22 protein-coding genes and 1 tRNA gene are annotated in these 22,999 nt (G+C 67.1%); 8 read left to right on the top strand and 15 right to left on the bottom strand.

Annotated features, from left to right (window positions below):
- Positions 1–86: 86 nt before the first annotated feature.
- The 3 genes from C477_RS10455 to C477_RS10445 all read right to left on the bottom strand — a co-directional run bounded on the left by C477_RS10455 (position 87) and on the right by C477_RS10445 (position 2,115).
- On the bottom strand, positions 87–899 hold the full coding sequence (locus C477_RS10455) for a lipase family protein (protein WP_008894455.1): 813 nt from the start codon (positions 897–899) through the stop codon (positions 87–89).
- Positions 900–1,501: 602 nt separating this feature from the next.
- The gene (locus tag C477_RS10450) at positions 1,502–1,939 is read right to left on the bottom strand and encodes a transcription elongation factor Spt5 (RefSeq protein WP_008894454.1); all 438 of its coding nucleotides are present in this window, start codon (positions 1,937–1,939) and stop codon (positions 1,502–1,504) included.
- On the bottom strand, positions 1,939–2,115 hold the full coding sequence (locus C477_RS10445; protein WP_008894453.1) for a protein translocase SEC61 complex subunit gamma: 177 nt from the start codon (positions 2,113–2,115) through the stop codon (positions 1,939–1,941). The genes C477_RS10450 and C477_RS10445 overlap by 1 nt, the downstream gene beginning before the upstream one ends.
- A 131-nt stretch (positions 2,116–2,246) precedes the next feature.
- Here C477_RS10445 and C477_RS10440 point away from each other — a divergent pair, with 131 nt between their 5' ends.
- Positions 2,247–2,438: a hypothetical protein gene (locus C477_RS10440; RefSeq protein WP_008894452.1), complete on the top strand. Its 192-nt coding sequence runs from the start codon at positions 2,247–2,249 to the stop codon at positions 2,436–2,438.
- A 229-nt stretch (positions 2,439–2,667) separates the two neighbouring features.
- On the opposite strand, the gene C477_RS10435 is transcribed toward C477_RS10440, so the two are convergent.
- From C477_RS10435 to C477_RS10410, 6 genes are all read right to left on the bottom strand, one after another.
- Positions 2,668–3,852 (bottom strand): S1C family serine protease, encoded by a 1,185-nt coding sequence (locus tag C477_RS10435; RefSeq protein WP_008894451.1) that lies wholly within the window; start codon positions 3,850–3,852, stop codon positions 2,668–2,670.
- A 73-nt stretch (positions 3,853–3,925) separates the two neighbouring features.
- The gene (locus C477_RS10430; protein ID WP_008894450.1) at positions 3,926–4,579 is read right to left on the bottom strand and encodes a bifunctional 4-hydroxy-2-oxoglutarate aldolase/2-dehydro-3-deoxy-phosphogluconate aldolase; all 654 of its coding nucleotides are present in this window, start codon (positions 4,577–4,579) and stop codon (positions 3,926–3,928) included.
- A 162-nt stretch (positions 4,580–4,741) separates the two neighbouring features.
- Positions 4,742–5,800 carry a TrmB family transcriptional regulator gene (locus tag C477_RS10425; RefSeq protein ID WP_008894449.1) on the bottom strand — a complete coding sequence of 353 codons (1,059 nt, stop codon included), beginning with the start codon at positions 5,798–5,800 and terminating at the stop codon, positions 4,742–4,744.
- A gap of 113 nt (positions 5,801–5,913) precedes the next feature.
- Complete coding sequence (locus C477_RS10420; protein WP_008894448.1) at positions 5,914–7,152, bottom strand: mandelate racemase/muconate lactonizing enzyme family protein; 1,239 nt, start codon at positions 7,150–7,152, stop codon at positions 5,914–5,916.
- Positions 7,153–7,301: 149 nt separating this feature from the next.
- Positions 7,302–8,159, bottom strand: a complete 858-nt coding sequence (locus C477_RS10415; RefSeq protein ID WP_008894447.1) for an alanyl-tRNA editing protein — start codon at positions 8,157–8,159, stop codon at positions 7,302–7,304.
- A 76-nt stretch (positions 8,160–8,235) separates the two neighbouring features.
- Positions 8,236–8,772, bottom strand: coding sequence for a helix-turn-helix domain-containing protein (locus tag C477_RS10410; RefSeq protein WP_008894446.1), 537 nt, complete (start codon positions 8,770–8,772; stop codon positions 8,236–8,238).
- A 146-nt stretch (positions 8,773–8,918) separates the two neighbouring features.
- Here C477_RS10410 and C477_RS10405 point away from each other — a divergent pair.
- Together C477_RS10405 and C477_RS10400 are read left to right on the top strand one after the other, a co-directional pair.
- Positions 8,919–9,003, top strand: a tRNA-Leu gene (locus C477_RS10405).
- Positions 9,004–9,263: 260 nt separating this feature from the next.
- Positions 9,264–9,827: a DUF420 domain-containing protein gene (locus C477_RS10400; protein ID WP_008894445.1), complete on the top strand. Its 564-nt coding sequence runs from the start codon at positions 9,264–9,266 to the stop codon at positions 9,825–9,827.
- Positions 9,828–10,005: 178 nt separating this feature from the next.
- Here the strand turns inward: C477_RS10400 and purF are convergent, their stop codons facing one another.
- Positions 10,006–11,478, bottom strand: coding sequence for an amidophosphoribosyltransferase (gene purF / locus C477_RS10395; RefSeq protein WP_008894444.1), 1,473 nt, complete (start codon positions 11,476–11,478; stop codon positions 10,006–10,008).
- A 385-nt stretch (positions 11,479–11,863) separates the two neighbouring features.
- On the opposite strand from purF, the gene C477_RS10390 reads away from it, so the two are divergent.
- Complete coding sequence (locus C477_RS10390; protein ID WP_008894443.1) at positions 11,864–13,255, top strand: SLC13 family permease; 1,392 nt, start codon at positions 11,864–11,866, stop codon at positions 13,253–13,255.
- 105 nt (positions 13,256–13,360) lie between these two features.
- The gene (locus C477_RS10385; RefSeq protein ID WP_008894442.1) at positions 13,361–15,148 is read left to right on the top strand and encodes a MutS-related protein; all 1,788 of its coding nucleotides are present in this window, start codon (positions 13,361–13,363) and stop codon (positions 15,146–15,148) included.
- Here C477_RS10385 and C477_RS10380 read toward each other — a convergent pair.
- Complete coding sequence (locus C477_RS10380) at positions 15,145–15,756, bottom strand: DUF6735 family protein (protein ID WP_008894441.1); 612 nt, start codon at positions 15,754–15,756, stop codon at positions 15,145–15,147. The two genes, C477_RS10385 and C477_RS10380, sit on opposite strands and share 4 nt — an antisense overlap.
- A gap of 483 nt (positions 15,757–16,239) precedes the next feature.
- On the opposite strand from C477_RS10380, the gene C477_RS10375 reads away from it, so the two are divergent.
- The gene (locus C477_RS10375) at positions 16,240–16,893 is read left to right on the top strand and encodes an HAD family hydrolase (protein ID WP_008894439.1); all 654 of its coding nucleotides are present in this window, start codon (positions 16,240–16,242) and stop codon (positions 16,891–16,893) included.
- Between the two features lie 56 nt (positions 16,894–16,949).
- Here the strand turns inward: C477_RS10375 and C477_RS23515 are convergent, their stop codons facing one another.
- The 3 genes from C477_RS23515 to katG form a co-directional block, all read right to left on the bottom strand.
- Complete coding sequence (locus tag C477_RS23515; protein WP_152423308.1) at positions 16,950–17,129, bottom strand: hypothetical protein; 180 nt, start codon at positions 17,127–17,129, stop codon at positions 16,950–16,952.
- A gap of 116 nt (positions 17,130–17,245) precedes the next feature.
- The gene (locus C477_RS10365; protein WP_008894438.1) at positions 17,246–17,707 is read right to left on the bottom strand and encodes an SRPBCC domain-containing protein; all 462 of its coding nucleotides are present in this window, start codon (positions 17,705–17,707) and stop codon (positions 17,246–17,248) included.
- Between the two features lie 196 nt (positions 17,708–17,903).
- Entirely contained in the window at positions 17,904–20,072 is a 2,169-nt protein-coding gene (katG, locus tag C477_RS10360; RefSeq protein ID WP_049914477.1) for a catalase/peroxidase HPI, read from the bottom strand.
- 240 nt (positions 20,073–20,312) lie between these two features.
- On the opposite strand from katG, the gene C477_RS10355 reads away from it, so the two are divergent.
- Complete coding sequence (locus C477_RS10355; protein WP_008894436.1) at positions 20,313–21,344, top strand: amidohydrolase family protein; 1,032 nt, start codon at positions 20,313–20,315, stop codon at positions 21,342–21,344.
- A gap of 122 nt (positions 21,345–21,466) precedes the next feature.
- Positions 21,467–21,946 (top strand): universal stress protein, encoded by a 480-nt coding sequence (locus tag C477_RS10350; protein ID WP_008894435.1) that lies wholly within the window; start codon positions 21,467–21,469, stop codon positions 21,944–21,946.
- 10 nt (positions 21,947–21,956) lie between these two features.
- Here the strand turns inward: C477_RS10350 and C477_RS10345 are convergent, their stop codons facing one another.
- Entirely contained in the window at positions 21,957–22,895 is a 939-nt protein-coding gene (locus C477_RS10345) for a biotin--[acetyl-CoA-carboxylase] ligase (protein WP_008894434.1), read from the bottom strand.
- Positions 22,896–22,999 lie beyond the last annotated feature (104 nt).

The following is a 22,999-nucleotide window of genomic DNA, read 5'->3' as shown; positions in this document are numbered from 1 at the left end:
GCCGAGCACCGTCCCGGCGCTTCCGAAGCTCGTCTCCTCCGGGCGGTTCGGAGATGTCGAAATAGCGGTATCCGGGCGGCTCGCCGTCAGTAGTTGTCGACGATCGCCGCCACGCAGCCGGTCGCCTCCCTGTAGGCGGAGTGGTCCGAGACCGAATCGCTCACGTCGACGTCGGCGTAGTTGTCCGGCGTGGTGCCGTCGCCAAACCAGCCGCCGCAGTCCGCCGGGCCGCTCCCTAGCCTGGCGACGGCGTCGTTCGTCGAGTAGTAGTTGTGGACCGCTTCGGCCGAGGTCCGGATGGCGTCGGAGAAGTCGCCGCCCTCGCAGGGCGCGTCGGACGCCTCGTACGAACCGATGCTGTCGGCCGTGGCAACCGTGAACTCGCCGCCGATGGCCGCGAGCGTTTCCAGCTGGACGATCCCGCCCATGGAGTGGCCGAGGATCCGGATCGTCGTCGACGGATTCGCGTCGACGTAGTCGGCCAGCCAGGCGGCGAACAGGTCGCCGGTATCCCTCGCGCTCTGGATCGCCGTCGTCGGCAGGCCGCCGTCGTCCCAGGTGACCGCCGCGACGGGCTCGTCGTAGCCGACGGCCCTCGCCGTGTCCCGGAACGTCGCGGCCCGCTCGACGCTGGCCGACGAGCTCGTGTAGCCGTGGATCTTGAACACGATCTCGGCCTCGTCTTGCGGTGCATCGGTGACGGCCGGAACGCCGTCTCGAAAGTCAAGCTCCGCGATTCCGTCGGTGTCGGCCGCGACCGATCCCGACGCGGCGCTCGCTCCGGCACCTGCGACGATCGTCGTCGCCGCGGTCCCGAGGAGCCGTCGCCGCGAGACCGAACCGTCGTTCGTCGGTGTACTGTTCTTCGCCGCCGAATTTGAGTGTCCCTTCGATGGCATCGTCGATCGTTCGCACTGTGATGCGAACGGAAGATCGTTTCACGAACACACGTATAATATTTATTTTCGTATAGGTATTGTGCAGTAAATAGCCGAACCGTCAGAGACGGAGGGTACTCGAGCGACGACGCGGGCTACATCCGGTGTCCGCGACGCCAACGGTCGGACGCATCGGTGGCCGAGGACGTGAAACTGCGGAGAAACGCGTTCGTCGCGAGCGTGAACGCAGGAGCGACGCGGCGATCGGTCGCGGTCGGCGGCGACCTACCGACCGACGGAGTATTCAGCGCGGCTTCGCCGCGCTGACTGGTTGACGAACGCCTTCGCGCTCGTCACTGTCTGCTCACGGGCGCTGCGGGACGGCGAAGCCGTCCCGACAGTCGCGGCGCGTAGCGCCGCGCACTACCCGTTCGCATGGTTCGACGAACTATCGTTCGTCGCTATATTCAGTGCGACTTCGTCGCGCTGACTGCTTGACGAGCGCCTTCGCGCTCGTCACTGTCTGCTCACGGGTGTGCAGCACCCGTTCGCATGGTCCGACGAGCTATCGCTCGTCGCTATATTCAGTGCGACTTCGTCGCGCTGACTGCTTGACGAGCGCCTTAGCGCTCGTCACTGTCGAGCACGCGAATCTGGTCGCCCCGAACCGTGACCGGAATCGGAACCGTGGCCTCGTACAGTTCGACCGTGACCTGATCCTTGCCTTCGTCGATGCGTTGGACCTGTGCCTTCTCGCCCTTGAACGGGCCGGCGATGAGTTCGACGATGTCGCCCTCGGCGATCCCCTCGACGTCCGGCTTTGGCGAGAGGAAGTGCTCGACCTCCGAGATGTCGGAGGTGCCGGGGACGATACTGCGCGCGTGCGGAATGTCCTCGAGGACGCGGTTCAGGACCGCGTTCCCCTCGGCTTCGACCATCACGTAGGAGGTCAGCGAGTCGGGCGCGAGCGCGGCGTGGATCTCCGGCTCCTCGCGGTTGATTATCATGTCAGCGACGGTGCGCTCCTGACTGGCCGTGGTCTTGACGGCGTAGATACCCATCAGAAACCACCGCCGGTCAGGAACAGCATGATCCCACCGATAATGAAGCCCATCAGCCCGATCAGTAGGACACCTGCGCCAGCGATCTTCGATACCTGGAGGAATTCCTCAGTCGTGGGTGTCGTCGCCATCTTCAACACCCGAACGTACGAGGTCAGGTCGTACGGAACGTCCATATCTATTGGTTCACAGCGCGGCGCCTTTTATCTGTCTTTCGTGTCCCCCGACTGTTTGGCTCGTTGATGACTTCTGACGTTGCACTCGACGGCCCGGCGACCAAACCGCTCGAGGGCGAACTCCGACTGTCATGGCCGAAGACGACTCCGACCGCGCAAACGAGTACGAGGCGGAACGAGAGGCCGAAATCGAGGACGAGATGGAACGCGTCGATCAGGACCCGGACCAGGTCGACGAGGGCGACGACGACCTCGGCAAGCAGAACGCCCCCCGCGAGGACGCGGAGGACCTCGAGGACCTAGAAGAGGCCGAAGAGTCCTGATCGGGCCATCGATCCGACTCGGTCCGGTGATCGGACCGGCTTCGATCGGCTCGAGTTCTGTGAGTCGCTTCGAGACGCCTCGAGTCGGGGATGCGTCCAGCCCCCGCTCGAGGGAGCAATCGGTCGAACCCCGATAGCACCGCGTCTTCGTCGACGAACCCCGTCCGATTCGGACCGAAGGAGTGGCTTCCGCTGTCCGCGGCGATCGGGGTCGGCGGAAAGCGGTCGATTACGGCCCCGTCGACGGCGGTCGCTCGCTCGGGCCGCTCGGAATCCCGGTTCCCGGTCGTTCGATGTTGGGCCGCTCCGCGAGCGTCAACTCCACGGTTCGCTCCTCGCCGTCCCGGATGATCTCGAGTTCGATCGTGTCCCCGGGCGAGGTCTCGAGGGCGAGATACGCCGAGAGCTGATCCTGATTCGGGATCTCCTCGCCGTCGATGGCGACGATCACGTCGCCGCTTCCCGGGCCGCGGCGACCGGCCGGCGTGAGGACGCCGTCCGCGGGCGAGTTCGGAACGACCTCGGCGACCAGCACGCCGTTGGCTTCCTCGAGGCCGAGTTCGTCGGCGATCTCCGGCCCGACCGGTTGTACCCCGACGCCCATGTAGGGGTGTTCGTACGTCCCGTCCTCGATGAGCGCGGGGACGACCCGATTCGCGAGGCGCGCGGAGATCGCGAAGCCGATGGTCTGGGCGGCTCCGGCGAAGACGACGCCGAGGACGTCGCCCTCGAGGCTCACCAGCGGCCCGCCGCTGTTGCCGGGGTTGACCGGCGCGTCGGTCTGGATCGCGGCCGGGATCGAGAAGCCGGTGGGGCTGGGGAGCGAGCGGTCGATCCCGCTGACGATCCCCTGGGAGACCGACGCGTCGAACCCGAGCGGGTTGCCGATCGCGAGCACCTCCTGGCCGATCACGGGTTCGGCCTCCGAGAGCGAGAGCTCGCCGGCGATGTCGGGCAGATCGTCGACGCGCAGGACGGCGAGATCGCTGTAGGCGTCGGTACCGACGACCGATGCGGGGCGCCACTCCTGGTTGCTGAACTGGATTTCGATTCCGCCCTCGCTGGCGCTCTGGACGACGTGGTTGTTGGTTACGATGTGTTCGTCGTCGATGACGAACCCCGTGCCGAGCCCGCCGCCACCGCCGCCGAGGCTGCTACCGGAGATGGTGACCAGAACGACGGAATCGATCGTCTCGCGATACGTGTCCGTGTACGGGCTGTCGACGTCGGCGCCGCCGTTCTCCTGGGTCGTCGCGTTCGAACCGTCGGTTTCGTTCTGTGCGGTGCCGCCACCGGTGGTGCCGAGACCGACCGCTGCTGCGGCCCCGGCCGCGCCGACCGCGCCGAGTAGTCGTCTGCGAGTGCACTGATCGAGGTCTGGCGTCACGCCCGTTGCCACCCCGACGAGCGGCATAAAACGGCCACCAGCAGCAGCCGTCCGAGGGCGAACTCGAGGGACGACCCGATCTCGAGACGAGAGCGACGACCTACTCGCCGCGCGCCGCCTCGACCGCCTCGACGAACGAGGCGGCGGTCTCGCGAACCCGATCCATGTCGCCGTCGGCGATCGCGTCGTCGTCGACGATGGCGCCGCCGGCGCCGACGGCCACCGCGCCGGCGTCGAAGAAGTCGGCGACGTTGTCCCGGGAGACGCCGCCCGTCGGAATGATGTCGACGTCGCCCAGCGGCCCCGCGAGCGCGCCGATGTGGCCCGGCCCGACCGTCGACGCGGGGAACATCTTGAGGAGGTCCGCGCCGGACTCCATCGCAGTCACGGCCTCTGTCGGCGTCATGACGCCGGGGGCGACGAGGACGCCGCGTCGGTTGCAGGTCCGCACCACGTCCGGGTCGGTGTGGGGCGAGACGACGAACGACGCGCCCGCGTCGATCGCGGACTGGGCGGTCGGCGCGTCGAGGACGGTCCCCGCGCCGACGACCGCGTCGGTGTCCGCGAGCTCCCGGTCGACGGCCGCGATCTTCTCCGCCGCGCGCGTCCCGTCCGCCGTGACCTCGAGCGCCTCGACGCCGGCCTCGTGCATCGCCCGCGCGACCGGGACGATCTGCTCCTCGTCGACGCCGCGAAGGACCGCGACGACGCCGCTCTCGACGAGTCGGTTCCTGACGGTTCGCCGGTCGGTCATCCGCACAGCCCTCCGGTCGCGTCCGTCGTTCGATACGCGCTCGCGATCCGTCCGCTCGTGAGACGTTCCATCACAGCGAGCACTGCGTGCCGCGGGTGCAAGAAATTTACTCACCATCGAAATAAGTGATGTTCGAGTGGCGATAGAGGTATCCGAAGGCGGTTACTCCTCAAGCGCGCGAATGGTGACCGACTCCGCCTCGTAGTCCTCGAGGAACGCGCCGGTGCCGCCGACGGTGTACCGCTCGCCGTCGACCTCGAGTTCGAACGCGTTCTCGATGGGGAGCGTCGAACTGACGGGCCGGACGAGGCTCTGTCGGACGTCGACGACCTCGCCGGTGAGCGACGAGGGGAGGTCCCGCTCGCCGACCGGCGAGCCGGTGACCGACGCCTCGATGCGCGTGTCCGTCGCGCGGTGGAGCGCGATCTGGAAGACGGCGCTCCGGAACCCCTCGTACGTACGGGGGAGTTCGTTCGGCGTCGTGACGTACCGTTCCTCCGCGGTCGGCCAGTAGTTCGCCAGGAACGAGCCGGCGAGGACGGGCGCGAGTTGCTCCTGGGAGATGGCGATCGCCCGCGTGTCGCTCGCCGACGTCGTCAGGATCTGACTCGGCGCGAGCAGCCCGTGGCGGCCGTCGACCGTCAGCATCGTCGGCACGAGCGCGTCCCAGGTCCGGACCGTACTGGCCGTCCCGGCCAGCGACGCGATGTCCTGATCACCCTCGGTCGCGCCCAACAGGAGGAGGACGAGCACCCCCCGGTCGACCGCCGCCTCGAGCGTCGAGCGGATCCGCGGGAGTACCTCGGCGGGCAGCGAGAGCGTCACCTCCGTCTCCGCGCCGGCCAGCAGGTTCTCGATCCGCTTGATCACCGTCTGTCGGGACTTGATCACCTCGAACTGTTCACCGGAGCGCTCCGTCGCCGTGAACCGCGACTCCAGTTCCGGTTCGATCTCCTCGACGCTGCGCGTGAGTCGCTCGACGACCGTCTCGGGCTGGACGGGCCGGATCACCGTCGGCACCGCGTGGTCGTCGACCTCGACGAACCCGCGCTCCTCGAGTTCCTCGCTGATGCTGTAGACGTAGCGCTTGGAGACGTCGGCGGCGTCGGCGATGGCGCTCGCTTTCGACTCCCCGCGTTCGAGGATCGCGAGGTAGGTGTCGGTCTCCGTCTCCGAGAGGCCGAATCGCTCGAGCAGTTCAGCGAGCTCGTCGTCGTCCATGCGTATTCAGTTATCTAGAGTGACGGTCGATGTAAAATATGTCCGGTCCGGACTCCGTTCTCAGACGTACCGGCAAAATACGCAATCGCGTCAGATCGCGGGTTCGACGCGACTTAGGCCTCGTCAAAGAGTTCCTCTCCCTCGACCATGTGCTCCTCGACGACGTCCATATCGAGGGTTACGCCGAGCCCCGGCTCCTCGGGAATCTCGATGTAGCCGTCCTCGATAACGTCTTCCTCGACGAGGTCCTCCCACCAGCCGAGTTCGTAGGAGTGGTACTCGACGGCCAGCGAGTTCGGGATCGCCGCGCCGACGTGGGCGCTGGCCGTCGTCGCGACCGGTGAGGAGACGTTGTGCATCGCGACCGGCACGTAGTACATGTCCGCGAGATCGGCGATCTTTCGCGTCTCGCGCATGCCGCCGACTTTGGGCATGTCCGGCGCGATGATGTCGACGGCCTGCTCCTCGAGCAGGCGGCGCTGGCCGTGTTTCCGGTAAACGTTCTCGCCGACGGTGATCGGCGTCTCGGTCGACTGGGTAACCTCCCGCTGAACGTCGTGGTTCTCCGGCGGGACGGGGTCTTCGAGCCACCAGACGTCGTACTCCTCTAAGCGCTTCGCGAGGCGCTTCGCGCTGCCGCCGGAGAACGTCCAGTGGCAGTCGAAGGCGACGTCGGCGCGGTCGCCGACGCGCTCGGTGACCCGCTCGACGATCTCGGCCTTGTGCTCGATTTCGGGCTCGCGGAGGTGGCGGTTCGCGCGGTCCTTCTCGTGGCCCGAGGGGACGTCGAGGTCGAACTTCAGGGCGTCGTAGCCCAGGTCCTCGACGACGCGTTCGGCCTCGTCGGCGCAGGCCTCGGGGTCGGCCTCCGCTTCGGTGTGGCAGTCGCAGTAGACGCGGACCTCGTCGCGGTACTTGCCGCCCAGCAGCTGGTAGGCCGGCACATCGAGGATCTTCCCCGCCAGATCGTGCAGAGCGACCTCGATGCCCGCGATGGCGGTGACGGTGACGCCGGCGATCGACCCCTCGCCGGACATCTTCTGGACGAGGTGCTCGGTCAGCCGATCGATGTCAAGCGGGTTCTCGCCCTGCAGGAAGGGCGTCATCCGCTGGATCAGTTCCGGGACGCCGGCGCCCCAGTAGGCTTCGCCGGTGCCGACGATGCCGGCGTCGGTGTAGATCCGGACCAACGTCCACGGGAAGTTCCCGTCGATCATCGTCGTCTGGATGTCGGTGATTTCGATGTCCCGGCCGCCCCCGCGTTCGCGGGTGACCTGCATCGTCTCCGCCGAGAGGTCGCGCATCGTATACTCGGCGTTCGGATCGTGCAGCTGTGAGTAATCGACTCCCATGGTTGTAAATTCACTTCGAAGATAGTAATAGTTTCTACCTACCGTGAGCAAGCCGCCGAGCTATAGCTACGTCGTAATCCGGAACACGGCGATATGAAACCAGTGCTTGCGACGATCGCCGGTCTCCGTAGAGCGAGCCTTGTCAGTTCTCAGGCGCGTTCGAGTTCGTCGCCGACGTCCTCGAGGTCGACGTCCAATGCTGCCGACGCGGCGAAGGCGGCCCGCTTCTCGGCGGTCCGCCGGTCGATCGCCTGCGGACCGACGGCGAACTCGATCCGGCGGATTCCCTCGGCGGGGCTCGAGCAGCCGAGCACCGTGACGGGACCGACCTCGCGGGTGTTCCGGACGTGAGTCCCGCCGCAGGCCGCCACGTTCCACGGCTCCCCCGCGTCCGCGGTCGCCATCCCGTGGCCGGTGTCGTCCTCGTCGCCGATCGTCACGACGCGGGCCCGACCCTTTTCGACGGCCATCCCGGAACGCTCCTCGTCGAAAATGATGTCCTCGCGTTCGCGGGCCGTCGCGACGGGAACACTCTCCCAGGAGACCGGCCTCGACTCCCAGACGGTCCGGTTGATCAACTCGTCGAGTTCGATCAGCGCCTCGTCGTCGAGCGGCGCGGTCTCGAGGTCTACCGCGACCGTCTCCTCGCCGATCTCGAGGCCGGCGTACCCCGGGGACTCGAGGCAGCGCCTGGCGGCGCCGTAGCAGATGTGGGCGGCCGTGTGCGCGCGCATGCAGTACATGCGAAACGACCAGTCGATCGAACAGAGCACGCGATGGCCCGCCCTGAACGACGGGTCCTCGGCCAGCACGTGAGCCTGTTCGCCGTCGACCAGTTGCACGTCTGTGACCGTCGCGTCGCCGACGGTCCCGCGGTCGGCCGGTTGGCCGTCGCTCGTCCCGTAGAAGTAGCTCGTCTCCAGCCAGACCGTGCGCCCGTCGATTGACGTCACCTCGGTTTCGAATCGCGTGGTGTAGGGCTCCCTGGCTGCCCGTTGTCCGGTCATTGGGTCCACTCTCTCGTCAGCTATGAAAAGTCTGCTTGCCGAAACAGTCAGTCGAATCGATATGCCGAGCGCGACCTCACTCGGACAGCGTCACGTCCAGTCGCTCTTCGAGGGCTTCGATCAGGCCGCCGCCGACGCCGTCTTGGGCCGCCCGGCCCTGTTCGACCGCGAGGAGGTCCTTCTCGCGCGCGCCGAGTTCCTCGGCGAGTTCCTCGCGCTGCAGGCCGGCGTCCTGGCGCGCCGCCTCGAGTTTCTCGCCGTAGCCGGAGACGAGATACGGCAGCGGATCGTCGTCGTAGTTCGTCCCCTCCTGCTCCCAGTGCTCGGAGTCGCCGTCCCAGACCGGGTTCGCCTTGGCGACGTTCTGGGCGGCCTTCTGCTTGCGGCTCGGTTCGTCGTTCGAATCGCCTCGGCCCTGGTCCTGTCCGCGAGAGCCGCGGCCCGAACCCGATCCCGAACGCTTCTGGGTGTCGTCGTGAGGTGCACAGTCCGGACAGACCTCGAGTTCGGCGCCGGCGACCGTGGCGAGTCGCAGCGAGTCGCTCTCGGCACCGCAGAGTTCGCAGCTTGTCCCGCCGCCGCCGGAGGACGAACCGGTCGAATACTTAGCCATGGTACCTTTTGGCAACTCGAGCATTTCAAATCACCGCCTCGAATTCCCTCAGTCCCGTGTGACCTCGGCGCAGGCCGGGAGAAAAAGAAAGGGCTTTTGTAATACCGATGGATACGGTTGAGTGCAGTAAGACAAAGACACCGCGAGCGTGGGTAGCCAAGCCAGGCCAACGGCGCAGCGTTGAGGGCGCTGTCCCGTAGGGGTCCGCCGGTTCGAATCCGGTCCCACGCATCGCATGGGTGGACGAAGTCCACCAAACGTGAGACGGCGTTGCCGTCGAGCGAAACGATGCAGGTGATTTCCCTTCGAGGACATCACCCACGCATAACTTCTGACGGACACTACACCGGATAGCGACAGCGCTGTTCGGTACCGGTTCCGTCGATACTTGTGCCCTCGAGCGACGGCTACGGCTCCATCGGTCACTGTTGACGCGACGCGCAACCGACCACGACAGTAACCACTTTCCCCGCAGAGTCGAATCTCGAGGTATGGAGTACGTCCCTCGAGAGCGCGTCAATATCCTGACGGCCGTCCTGAGTGTCGTCTCGCTCGCGATCGTCTTCGCGGCCGCGGGCGGCCGGATCCCATCCTCGACGGTACCGATCGCGCCCGACTGGGTCCTCGAGTCGATCCCCCTCCTCAACGCACTCATCAGCGCCGCAGCGATCGGGACGATTACCGTGGGTTGGCGGGCGATCCGTCGCGGGAACGTCGATCGCCACCGACTGGCGATGGTCACCTCGTTCGTCCTGTTCGCGGCCTTCCTGACCTTCTACCTCTACCGGCTGGTCGCGACCGGGGGACCGCAGCCGTTCCCCGGACCCGAGACGATCAAACAGTTCGTCTATTACCCGATCCTCGCGATTCACATCTTCCTCGCGATCGTCTGCGTGCCGCTGGTCTACTACGCGCTGTTGCTCGCCGGCGCGTATCCGATCGACGAACTCTACCGGACGAACCACGCCCGCGTCGGTCGGATCGCCGCGAGCCTGTGGCTGATCTCCTTCTCGCTGGGGATCGTCGTCTACGTGCTGTTGCACGTGGTCTACTGAGAGAGCGATAGGCGAGGAACCAGTTGAGGACACCGGTAGATCCGCGAGCGAGTGAAACGAGCGAGCGGGCCGACGACCGATATGGAGGACGCTTCGCGTCCGGAACGGAGGGAGGAGTGCTTTTCATCGAAGTTTTCCCGAGGGTGCGTCGTAGGCGCACCCGCAGCGGAAAAGTTCGTTAGTCGTCCGCTGGGAGCTGCTGTCCGCCGATATCGGGACGAGAGACGTCGCGGTCGGTCTCCTCGCCCTCGATGTCGTAGGGGTACTCGCCGGTGACACAGCCCAGACAGAGGTCGAGGCGCTCCGTCTCGAGGACGTCGGCGACGGCGTCGGTCGAGAGGTAGGCGAGACTGTCGGCCTGAATTTCGTCGCGAATTTCGGCGGTGGACTTGTCGGAGGCGATCAGTTCCTCGCGGGTGGCCATGTCGATCCCCATGTAACAGGGGGCGACGATCGCCGGAGCGCCGATGCGGACGTGGACCTCTTCGGCGCCGCAGTCCTTGAGCAGTTGGACCAGTTGCGTGGAGGTCGTCCCGCGGACGATCGAGTCGTCGATGACCGTGACGGTCTTCCCCTCGATCGTCGATTTGATCGGGTTGAGCTTCAGCCGCACCGCGCGTTCGCGCTCGTCCTGGGTCGGCATGATGAACGTCCGGCCGACGTAGCGGTTCTTCATCATCCCCTCGGCGAACTCGACGCCGGCGTCCTCGGAGTCTCGAGGCTCGCCGTCGGCGGTCGTCTCGCTCGCGGCGTCGGCGTAACCCGAAGCGAAGGCGCGCCCGGAGTCGGGGACCGGCATCACGACGTCGGTCTCGACGCCGCTCTCCTCCCAGAGCTTGCGGCCGAGGTTCCGGCGGGCCTCGTAGACCAGCGTCTCGTCGATGACGCTGTCGGGGCGGGCGAAGTAGACGTGTTCGAAGAAGCAGTGGGCCGTGTTTTCCTCCTCGACCAACTGGTAGGAGTCGAAGCCCTCGCCGTCCTCCTGCAGGACGACCAGTTCGCCCGGCCGCACGTCGCGGACGAGTTCCCCGTCGAGGGTGTCGATCGCCGCCGACTCCGAGGCGAGGATGTAGCCGTCCTCGAGTTCGCCGATACAGAGCGGCCGGTTCCCCTGCGGGTCGCGGACGCCGAGGATGGTGTCGTCGTGGCTGATCGTCAGCGAGTACGAGCCGTGGATCCGCTGCATCGTGTGCTTGACCGCGCGAACGAGGTCCTCCTCGAGTAAGTTGCGCGCGAGGTCGTGGGCGATGACCTCGGTGTCGCCGTCGCTGGTGAAGGCGTGGCCCGCGGCGGCGAGTTCGTCACGGATCTCGTCGGCGTTGACGAGGTTGCCGTTGTGGGAAAGCCCCAGCGAACCGCTCTTGAAGGAGACGGAGAACGGCTGGGCACACGAGGAATCGACCGAGCCGGCCGTCGGATACCGGACGTGGCCGATCCCCGCTGCCCCGTTGAGCGTGTCGAGGTCGTCCTCGCCGAAGGCATCGCCCACCAGGCCCATCTCGACGTGGCTGTGCTGCTGGAAGCCGTCGTGGGTGACGATTCCGGCAGACTCTTGGCCGCGGTGCTGGAGCGCGTAGAGCGCGTAGTACAACGGCCGCGCCGCGTCTCGACCGTCGAGTGAGACGCCGACGACGCCGCACTTTTCGGTCATCCCTGTTCGCCGGGGAGTCTCGCCCCGCCCATCAGTCATGGTCGTCCGTAGGGAGCCCAGTCGATAAAAATCCCCGTGTTTGTGCCTCATCAGCTCCCGGTGCGGCAAAAATATGGGCACGATCGTGTACACTTCTCGCGGAACGACGCGACGGCGGCGTCTCATCGCGAGCCCGATCCGTGGCGGTGGCCGAAAACCGACCGTCAGCGACGGCGTTTTCGACCGATCGATATGGTCGGTCGATCCGCGATCGCGGTGGCCACCACGAACATGAGGACGTTTTGCGGTCGTCGGACGACGCGGCGCCTCTTCGGGCTTTCGAACCGTCTGAGGGACGACCGGTAAATCACGGCAATTTTACTATTGCATCGGAGAACACTGTTCAATGAACCGACTGAACGCGATCGACGTGGCTCGATCGCCGACAATCGCGTTCCCGCTCGCTGCCGCCGTCGCCGTCGCGACGTGGATGCTCGCCGCGGGATCGGCGGCGACGATGCTCTCGATCACGCTCTTCTGTATCGTCCTCTGGGTCCTGACGCCGGTACCGCCGTCGTACACGGGGCTGATCGCGCTCGGACTGATCGCCGTCGCCGTCTCGACGGAACTTGCGCTCGCCGGATTCCAGAAGCCGGCGACGTGGCTCATCGGCTTCGGGTTACTGATGGGCGAGGCGACGCGCCAGAGCGGCCTCGCGAACGGCGTCGGTCGGTGGATCGCGACCAGAAGCATCGGCGACGCGGCCGACGGCGACTCGCTCCGAGCGTACCGTCGCCTGTTGCTCGCGCTCTCGATCGGCGCCCACGCCCTGGCCTTCCTCGTGCCGTCGGCGCTCGTCCGCATCCTCGCGCTCGCGCCCATCCTCCGGGAACTCGGCTCCCTGTTCGACTCCCGCCGGGCGCAGGTCGGCCTCTATCTCGGCCCGCTGTTCGCCACGTTCTACGGCTCGGCAGGGATTCTGACCGCGGACCTGCCGAACATCATCATCTCCGGGTTCGGGGAATCGATCGCCGGCCACACCATCTCCTGGTCCGAGTGGTCGCTCCACATGTACCCCGTCATGGGACTTCTCCGCGTGCTGCTGGTCGTCGGCATCGTCTACGCCCTCTTCCGGCCCGCGGCCGACTCCAGTTTCGAACTGCCCGAAGATGAACGGTCGGCCGACACCGGGGCCCAGCGACGGATGCTCGCGTTCCTGCTCGTCGGGACGCTGATCTGGGCGACGGACTTCGTCCACGGCTTCCATCCGGTGGTCGGTGCGGTCGCCGTCGTCATCCTGGCGTACCTGCCCTCCCTCGGCGTCGCTGACTTCGAGACCGTCGGGAGCGACGTCGACTTCACGATCCTCTTTTTCATCGCCGCGGTGTTCGCGATCGGCGACGGACTGACCCGAACCGGGTTCACCGATAGTGCGGCGACCCAGCTACTCGCGTTGGTGCCGTCCGACGGACCGCTCGTAGTCGTTCTCGCCGCCGTCTTCTGCATCACGTTCGCGCTGACCTTCCTGATGGAGGGGTTGGCCGTCGCGAGCGTGCTGACGCCGATCCTCATTCCCTACATCGACGCGGCGGGGCTCCCGTTCACGCCCGTCTTGCTCGCGGAAACGATGGCGCTGAGTTCGTACTTCTTCCCCTACCAGTCGGCGGTCCTCATCGTCATTCTGAACGAGGGCGACGTCCGGACGCGGGAGTTGATCGTCGCCACGGTCGCCTGCTCGCTCGCGACGATCCTGCTCTTGCTCCCCGTCCAGTTCGGTCTCTTCAGCCTCTTCTACTAGGGGCGTCGACGAGGGTCCACGAGTCGCACCGAGAGCCCGCTGGTTCGGTTCGGCGAGGCGACTCGAGGCACAGTGTTCAAGACGGTTGCCTCGAATCCGACGAGTATGCGACTCGAGGAGTACTGGGGCGTCGGGCCGAAGACGCGGGCGACGCTGGTCGAGGAACTGGGACGGGACCGCGCGATCGAGGCGATCGAGAGCGGCGACGTGCGGGCGCTCGCGGACGCCGGCCTCGCTCGCGGCCGGGCGACGCGGATCCTGCGCCGAGCGACGGGCGGCGACGGGATGGACGTGCTGGCGACGAGCGACGCCCGGTCGGCGTACAAGGAACTGCTGGATCTGGCGGTCGAACACGCCGTCACGCAGCGCGCGGCCGACCGGGTTCGCGTGCTGACGCCGCTGACCGACCGCGAAGCGATGGAAGAACGGCTGGACGACGTCCTCGCGGCACGGGACGCCTGGGCCGCACTCGAGACCGACGACCGCGAGGCCGTGCTCGCGGCCTACGAGCGCTACGACGAGCGCGCGGGGAGCGAGCGCGCCGCCGTCGAGGCCGCGCTCGCCCTGCTCGAGGCCGGGGTGGACTCGGGCCCGTTTGCCGCCGTCGCGGATCTCGAGCGAGAGCGACTCGCGGAAGCCGCCGAGGCGCTCGCGGCGCTGGACGGCGACCACGGGCGAGTGCGCGAGGGCGCCGACGAGGAACTCGACCGCCTGCGGGAGGCCCTCGGCGCGGTCGAGGACATGGACGCCAACGCCCTCGAGTTGATCGAGGAACTCCGGTCGGACGGCGTCCGCGACGTCGGCCGGTTCCGCGAGGCCTTCGAGGACCACCTGCTGACCGAGACGGCGGTGACCGTCGACCGGGTTCGCGACGCGATGCCGACGGACGCGACCGACGCGACGGACTTCGTCGGCGCCACGCTGCGAACCCTCCGGAGCGACCTCACCGACGCGATCGACGGGCGCGAGGAAACCGTCGCGAGCGAACTCGAGGCGACCCTCGAGGAGACGGGCGATGCCGTCGAGCAGGCCGTCTCCGCCGTCGACGACATCGCCTTGCACCTCTCGCTGGCCCGGTTCGCCCTCGAGTACGACTGCACCCGGCCGACGTTCGTCGAGCGCCCGGACGCGGCCGTCTCCGTCGTCAACGCCCGGAACCTCACCCTCGCCGCCGTCGACGACGAGTCGGTCCAGTCGGTCACCTACGCGCTCGGCGACCACGGCGTGACCGCGGTTCCGGCGGGCGTAAACGCGGTTCCCGGTGAGGAGCACGTCTCCGTGCTCACCGGGGCCAACAGCGGCGGGAAGACGACGCTGCTCGAGACCCTCTGCCAAGTGGTCCTGCTGGCGATGATGGGGCTTCCCGTCCCCGCCGAGCGGGCCGAGGTGACGCCGGTCGACTCGCTGGTCTTCCACCGTCGCCACGCGAGTTTCAACGCGGGCGTCCTCGAGTCGACGCTGCGCTCGATCGTGCCGCCGCTATCGGCCGGCGGGCGCACCCTGATGCTGGTCGACGAGTTCGAGGCGATCACCGAACCCGGGAGCGCGGCCGACCTCCTGCACGGGCTGGTGACGCTCTCCGTCGATCGCGACGCGTTGGGCGTGTTCGTCACCCACCTCGCGGACGACTTAGAGCCGCTGCCGCCGGAGGCGCGGGTCGACGGCATCTTCGCGGAGGGGCTGAACCCCGACCTCGAGTTGCTGGTCGACTACCAGCCCCGGTTCGATACGGTCGGGCGGTCGACGCCGGAGTTCATCGTCTCGCGACTCGTCGCGAACGCCGACGAGCGCGGCGAGCGCGCGGGCTTCGAGACGCTCGCGGAGGCGGTCGGCAACGACGTCGTCCAGCGGACGCTGGCCGACGCCCGCTGGACGGAGACGGGGACCGACTAGCGGTCCCTCCCCTCGAGATCCTCGTCCGGATGCCAGTCCTCGGTTCGTTCTCGTCTGTCCTGCCCGTCCCCGTCGAACCACTCGTTGGACGACGGCGCGTAGTCGACGGTGTCGGTATCCGACGCGCCGTACGTGTAGACCGCGCCGTCCTCGTCCTCGCAGATCCGGGCCTCGAGGTAGGTCCGGGCCGCGCGCCACGAGAGGACGCCCATCTCGACGACGTCGGCGAGCGTCGTCTTCGTCGCGCGAAACCACGTCCGCACCCGGCGGTCCGCGGCGTCGTTCTCGACGGTGACGATCGCGCCGCGATCCCCGTCGCGTCCGTCGGGCCACTCGAGCCAGCAGACGCGGTAGGCCGTGACGCGGTAGTCCCCGCCGGGTTCGACGACGTACAGCGCCTCGTAGCAGCAGGGGTCGAGGTACTCGATCAGGAGTCGGTCCCGGTCGATCGCTTCCGCGAGCAGGTCGCCGTCGACGTCGCCGTCGCCCAGCGGGGTCTCGGCACTGATCCGGTCGCCGAGGGCGACGGCCTCGCCGCCCCAGTGGCTGTATCGGAGGTCGTACCGCTGGTCCGGTCGCCGGTAGGCGACGAGCGCTCTATGCCCCATCGGCCTCCGGGAGCCCGCGCGGCGAGTGGTTGTCCGTGTGTCTCGAGTGACGGGCGACGCTGAGCGGGGAGTCCATCGCCGGTGCTGGTCGCCCCTCCGTACTTGAACCTGCGGTCCGGGTTCGGGCCGACTCGAAAACGAAGAGAACTAGCGGACGGCTTCGACCCCCGCGTCGTCACTCCGGCCGAAACTCGAAACTCGCCCGTTCGCGGACGTCTAACTCCGCACAGTTCGGACACCGTTCGTGTGCCGTATCGAAGACGGCCCCGCACGATGGACCCTGGTACTCGACCCCGCCGTCGGCGGGTAACGTCCGCTCGAGTCGCTCGAAAAATCCCATAGGCGACGGGCGTAGGAGCCGGGTAGGAGTTAGCGCCGTGCACACACGCTACGTCGCGCGGCGACGCCGTTCGCGACCGCGACGGATCGGGAGCCCTCGAGCACAACACCGAAATCCCCCCGGACCGTAGCGAACGGTCCCGAATGGACGCAGCCTACGACGCAGTCCTCTTCGACAACGACGGCGTCCTGACGACGCCGACCGATCGCGAGGTGCTCATCGACGCGATGCACGACGCCTTCGCGGCCGTCGGCGTCGTCGACCCGCCGTCCGAGCACGTTCGGACCGTGATGGGGCCGAGCGTCGACTCGCTGCGCGAGGTCGCCGACGACCACGACGTCGACCCCCACGAGCTCTGGACGGCCCGCGAACACGCCGCCGTCGCGGCCCAACTCGAGGAGATCGAGGCCGGCCGGAAACGTCCCTACGACGATATCGACGCGATCCGCGACCTCGAGGTCGCGACGGCGATCGTCAGCAACAACCAACACGAGACGATCGGCAACATCGTCTCCCAGTTCGAACTCGACTGGTTCGACGTCTGGTACGGCCGCGAGCCGACGGTGAAGGGGATCGACCGCAAGAAGCCGACGCCGTACTACCTGGAACTCGCGCTCGAGGAACTCGGCGCCGAGGACGCGCTGTTCGTCGGCGACAGCTGGGTCGACGTCGAGGCGGCCGACGCCGCCGGCATCGACGCCGCTTTCCTCCGGCGCGACCACGTCGAGGGCGTGGGACTCCCGCGGGAGCCGACCGTCGAAATCGAGAGCCTCGAGGCGATTCCCGAGTTGCTGTAACCGATCGCGGATGTTTTCACTCGCTCATCGGACGATTCCCGACGACAGCGTGGAGATTAACCGACGACAGAGCCCGTCGTCGCCTGATAGGCCGAACCGGCAACCGTGAGAAGTCCGAGTCCCAGTACCGCGTACTGGAGATACCACGCTGTTGTCTCCAACAGGAGCAAGCCGACGACCACGAGCCCCATCCCGACGGCGAATAGCGGAACCCATTCATTCTCTCGCGTGTCCATACGTCTAATCTGCGCATAACTGTTAAAAATATAACTATCGGACAGCAATCTGCTTGCGACGCCGGGCGCGAGAGCGGACTGAACTCCTGAATACCGGCTACGTATTACCGATCCCATCACGTGGCGGCGGCAATTCGACGCTCCGCCCGTTCCTTGATAGCCGCGTTCATCGCCGCGAACCCCTTCTCGAGGGACTCCCGGTCGAACAGCAGTGGAACGAGCGCGCCGCGGAACGTCTCGCGGTGGAGCAGCCGCGTCCGGTCGCCAGCTATCGGCTCGAGGCGGACCTCGTGGTAGCCGTCGAACGCGAAGGGAACGACCAGTCGACCGACCCACGCGAGGCGGCGGTTCTCCTCGACGACGACGACCTCGGGCTCGAACGTCATCCCGCGGGCGCCCGGCGGCTCGATCCGCACCCGGAGGCGTTCGCCCGGCGTCGGGTCGCCCTCGATCGCCCGAACGAACGGGTTCCACTCCGGGTAGCGCTCGAACTCGAGGAGGACGTCCCAGACGACGTCGGGCGGCGCGTCGATCTCCTCGAACAGTTCGATCTCCTCGAAGACGTCGAATTCGGTCATGCGAAGATGTGGCGCGCCGACGCGCTATGCCACTGTCGCCGTCGCTGGCCGGGTCGATCTCGTCGTCCCGTTCCGTCGAGCGGAGTTCGACGACCCGTGCCTCGCGTTCGACTCAGGACGGGCTATTTCCCGAAACCGGCGACGATGGGGTCGTTAGCACCGGTCACCTGAGACGACGGGTCCGTATCACCCGGAATTACTCGAGGTCGAAGCGATCGAGCGTCATCACCTTCTTCCAGGCGTCTACGAAGTCACGGACGAATTCTTCCTCGCCGTCGTCGGCGCCGTAGGCGTCCGCGAGCGCTCGAAGCCGAGCGTTCGAGCCGAAGATGAGGTCGAAGCGGGTGGCTTCCCACTCGACGTCGCCGGTGTCGCGGTCGCGAATTTCGAAGCGTTCCCTGTCCTCGCCGACCGGCTCCCACTCGTAGTCCATCGAGAGCAGGTTCGCGAAGAAATCGTTCGTCAGGACGCCGGGTTCGTCGGTAAAGGCGCCGCGATCGGACTCCCCGTAGGTCGCACCCAGCGCGCGCATGCCGCCGACCAGCACCGTCATCTCGGGGACCGACAGGGTCAGGAGGTGCGCGTGGTCTACCAGCCGCGCCTCGGGTGAGTCGTACAGGTCGTCGTACTCGCCACCGAGATAGTTCCGGAAGCCCTCGGCCTTCGGCTCGAGCGCCTCGAAGGATTCGACGTCGGTTTGCTCCTGTGCGGCGTCGGTGCGGCCCGGTTCGAACGGGACGTCCACGTCGTAGCCGGCCTCGGCCGCCGCCCGTTCGACGGCCACGTTGCCCCCCAGCACGATCAGGTCGGCGAGCGAGACCGCCACGTCGTCGGAGCGAGAGAGGTTGAACTCGGCCTGAATATCCTCGTAGGTCAAAAGGACCGTCTCCAGTTTCTCGGGCTCGTTGACCTCCCAGTTTCGCTGCGGTTCGAGGCGGATCCGACCGCCGTTCGCGCCGCCGCGTTTGTCGCTCTCGCGGTAGGTCGACGCCGACGCCCACGCGGTCTTGACCAGTTGCGGGACGGTGAGATTCGAATCGAGTATCTCCGCCTCGAGTTCGTCGATCTCGTCCTCGCCGACCGGTTCGTAGTCGGCGTCGGGGACGGGATCCTGCCAGATCATCGTCTCCTCGGGGACCTCCGGCCCGAGGTACCGCTCGGGCGGCCCCATGTCGCGGTGGAGGAGCTTGAACCACGCCTTCGCGAACGACTCCCGGAACTCGTTGGGGTTCTCCTGGAACCGTTCCAGGACCTCCCGGAAGTCGGGGTCGTGTTTCAGGGCGACGTCCGTCGTCAGCATCATCGGTAGCTGCGTCCCCGATTCGTCTTGGGCATCCGGCGCGGGCTCGACCTCGTCTTCGTCTTTCGCTCGCCACTGCCACGCGTCGCCGGGCCCCTTGTGGGGCTCCCACTCGTAATCGAGCAGGTTGTCGACGTAGCCCGTGTCCCACTGGATCGGCGAGGCGTTCCACGGCCCTTCGATACCGCTCGTGATGACGTCGAGCCCGCCGAGCTTGTCTTCGCTCTCCTTGTGTTGCCAGCCCAGACCCTGCAGGTCGATGGGGGCCGCCTCGGGTTCGGGGCCGACCATCTCGTCGGGGTTGTCGGCGCCGTGGACCTTCCCGAAGGTGTGGCCGCCGGCGATGAGCGCCACGGTCTCCTCGTCGGTCATCGCCATGCGTTGGAACTCGTTGCGGATGTTCTTCGCGGAGCCCTCGAGATCCGGTTCGCCGTACGGCCCCTCGGGATTCACGTAGATGAGCCCCATCACGGTGTTCGCGAGCGGGTCCTTGAGGTCGCCGACCTCCTCGTCGTGGAAGCGCTCGGGCGAGGTCGTCTCCCACTCCGTCTCGGGACCCCACTCGACGGCCTCGTTGGACTTGTACGCGTCCTCGCGGCCGCCGGCGAAGCCGTACGTCTCGAACCCCATCGACTCGAGGGCGACGTTCCCGGCGAGGACCATCAGGTCAGCCCACGAGAGCTTGCGTCCGTACTTCAGCTTGATCGGCTGGAGCAGGCGGCGGGCCTTGTCGAGGTTGGCGTTGTCCGGCCAACTGCTCTCCGGCGGGAGGCGCTGGAGGCCGCCGGACGCGCCAGCGCGGCCGTCGAGCGTGCGATACGTCCCCGCGCTGTGCCACGCCATCCGGATGAAAAGCGGCCCGTAGTGGCCGTAGTCGGCCGGCCACCACTCCTGAGAGGTCGTCATCACGTCCTCGATGTCTGCTTTCACCGCCTCGTAATCGAGTTGCTGGAACGCCTCCGCGTAGTCGAAGTCCTCGCCGTACGGACTGGCGTCCACGGTGTTATCGTCGAGAATGTCTACTCTCAGCAGATCCGGCCACCAGTCTTGATTGGACCAAGTCACGACTAACAGAACCGAATCTACCCCCTTAATACTATTTTCTACATGACATTTTGAATTTCTTTGTTACGTTTCAACTCGGCCCGAACCAACGATCGGAATGGAGACGAGAAATCTTCACCTGAGCCGTACTAACGACGGAAACGGGACGTTCCCGGAACCGAACAGTCGGGTTCAGCGCCCGTTCGCGGTCGAGTCGGCCGACCCCGAATCGTTGAAGGCACGCGGTACGAACACGTGCCTATGGAACGAACGGGAACGATCCTCCGAGGTCGCGAGTTCGAGCCCATCGAGGGCCGCGTCGTGATCGGCGACGACGGCCGGATCGAGGCGATCGAAGAGACCGCCGTCGAGAGCGAGGACATCATCCTGCCGGCGTTCGTCAACGCCCACACCCACATCGGCGACTCGATCGCGAAGGAAGCGGGCGGCGGACTCTCCCTCGAGGAACTCGTCGCGCCGCCGGACGGGCTGAAACACCGTTTGTTGCGACAGGCCTCCCAGGAGGAACTCGCCGCCGCGATGCGCCGCTCGCTGCAGTTCATGCAGGAATCGGGCACCGCGGCCTGCCTCGAGTTCCGCGAGGGCGGCGTCGAGGGCGTCGAGACCTTAGAGCGGGCCGCGGAGGGGCTCGAGATCGAGCCGATCGCCTTCGGCCGCGAGACGATCGACGCGATGCGCGCGGGCGACGGGTTCGGCGCGAGCGGCGCTAACGACGCCAATTTCGACGCGGAGCGCGAGGCGACCCGCGAGGCGGGCAAACCCTTCGGAATCCACGCCGGCGAGGTCGACGAGACCGACATCGATCCCGCGCTGGACCTCGAGCCGGAGTTTCTGGTCCACATGGTCCACCCCGAACCGGCTCATCTGGACCGGGTCGCCGAACAGGAGGTCCCGATCGTCGTCTGTCCGCGGTCGAACCTCGTGACTGACGTCGGGCTGTCGCCGTACGCGGAGCTGAGCGAGCGGACGACGCTCGCGCTCGGCACGGACAACGTGATGCTCAACTCGCCGTCGATGTTCCGAGAGATGGAGTTCCTCGCCAAACTGTCGGAGCTGTCGGCTACCGAAATCCTCCGGATGGCCACGATCAACGGGGCCGAGATCGCCGACCTCGAGTACGGGCTCGTCGAACCGGGCCGAAAGGCGCGGCTGCTGGTCCTCGACGGCGACTCGCACAACCTCGCGGGGGCGCGAGATCCGGTCCGGGCCGTGGTTCGGCGGGCCGGCGTCGACGACGTCCGCGAGGTCGTCTTCGGTTCCGCGACCGTCTGATTCGTTCGCTCGTCGTCTCTCGCGGCTCTTGTCCGTCGCCTGCGGCTATCACCTCACGTGACCGTCCGGCTGGACCACGACAACGCTATTATAGTAGTGTGTTGTATGTTAGCATAATTCGCATGTACGACTGTATTCTCGTTCCGACCGACGGCTCGCCGGAGGTGGAACACGCTCTCGAGTATGCGTTCGATCTGGCCCGGGCCCACGATGCCACGGTGCGAGCGATCTACGTCGTCAACGTCGCCGGCTACGGGGGCCTCCCGATGGAGACCGCACTGGAGGGCGTCGCCGAAGCCCTCCACGAGGAGGGAAAGCGAGCGATCAGTCGGGTCGAGGATCTCGCGCCGGACGACGTTGACGTCGAGACGGAGGTCTTCGAGGGATCGCCGAGCCGCATCATCGTCGATCAGGCCCAGCCGGGGGAGTGCGACCTCGTCGTTATGGGGACGCACGGCCGGGCCGGCATCGACCGACTCCTGCTCGGCAGCGTCACCGAACGCGTCGTCCGCCGCGCGCCGGTACCGGTGCTGGCGGTCCACGTCGACCCGACCGACGACGAGGGGACCCGTCGGGATCGAAAACGCGTCGCCGTCGAGTAATCGCCCGTTCTCAGACCGGCCGCAAGTGCTCGCAGTCGCCCGCCGAGACCGTCTGCCGCCCGTCGTCCGTCTCGATCACGAGCGCCCCGGAGTTGGTGATATCGACCGCCTCGCCGACGACCTCGCCTGCGGGCCGATCGACCCTGACGCGCTGGCCCAGCGTCAGCGCCAGGTCGCGCCACGCCGGCACGACGGTCTCGAGGTCGCTCCGATAGTCGTCGAACTCCTCGAGCAGCCGCTGGACGAACCGTCGGCGGTCGACGTCGCCCACCTCGTCGCGGATGCTCGTCGCCCCCTCCGGCAGCGCGTCGGCGTCTACGTTGGCATTGATGCCGATACCGGGGACGATCCAGTCGACCCGATCCGTCTCGCCTTCCATCTCGGTGAGGATGCCCGCGAGTTTTCGGTAGTCGCCGTCGTCCCCGACCGGGACGACCACGTCGTTCGGCCACTTGATCCGCGCGTCGACGCCGGCCTCGCGGGCCGCTTGAGCGATCGCGACCGCGGCCGCGAGCGTGTACAGCGGCGCCTGCGCGGGCGTGATCGTCGGCCGCGAGACGACGCTCACCCAGACGCCGCCCGGGGGCGACGACCACTCGCGATCGAGTCGGCCGCGACTGCCGGTCTGTTCGTCGGCCAACACGGCCACGTCCGCGGCCCCGTCGGCGGCGAGTTCGCGCGCGCGGTCGTTCGTGCTCCCGATCGTCTCGTGGTAGTCGACCGAAAACGGCGCCTCGAGGCCGAACTCGACGGTCGGCCCGGTGTACGCCTCGACGGCGACCAGTTCGTAGCCGGTCGGTCCGCTCTCGATCTCGAAGCCGGCGTCGCGGAGGCCGTCGATCTGTTTCCAGACCGCGGCCCGCGAGACGTCCAGCGACTCGGCCAGCTCCGGCCCGGAGACCGGCCCGTCGGACAGCGCCTCGAGGATCGCGCGTCGCGTCTCGTTCATGGACGCGAGAGGGGCGCGCTCGCACTTCAATCGGCGGGGTCGTCGCCGAACGACGGAACGGAACCGTTCGGTCTGCTGGCTGATCCGTAGGCTTTTACCGGCGG

Origin of the sequence: Haloterrigena salina JCM 13891 (genome assembly GCF_000337495.1) — an archaeon.
Classification (GTDB): domain Archaea; phylum Halobacteriota; class Halobacteria; order Halobacteriales; family Natrialbaceae; genus Haloterrigena; species Haloterrigena salina.
Note: the sequence above shows the minus strand (reverse complement) of the source record. Positions and strands in the feature narration are given on the sequence as shown.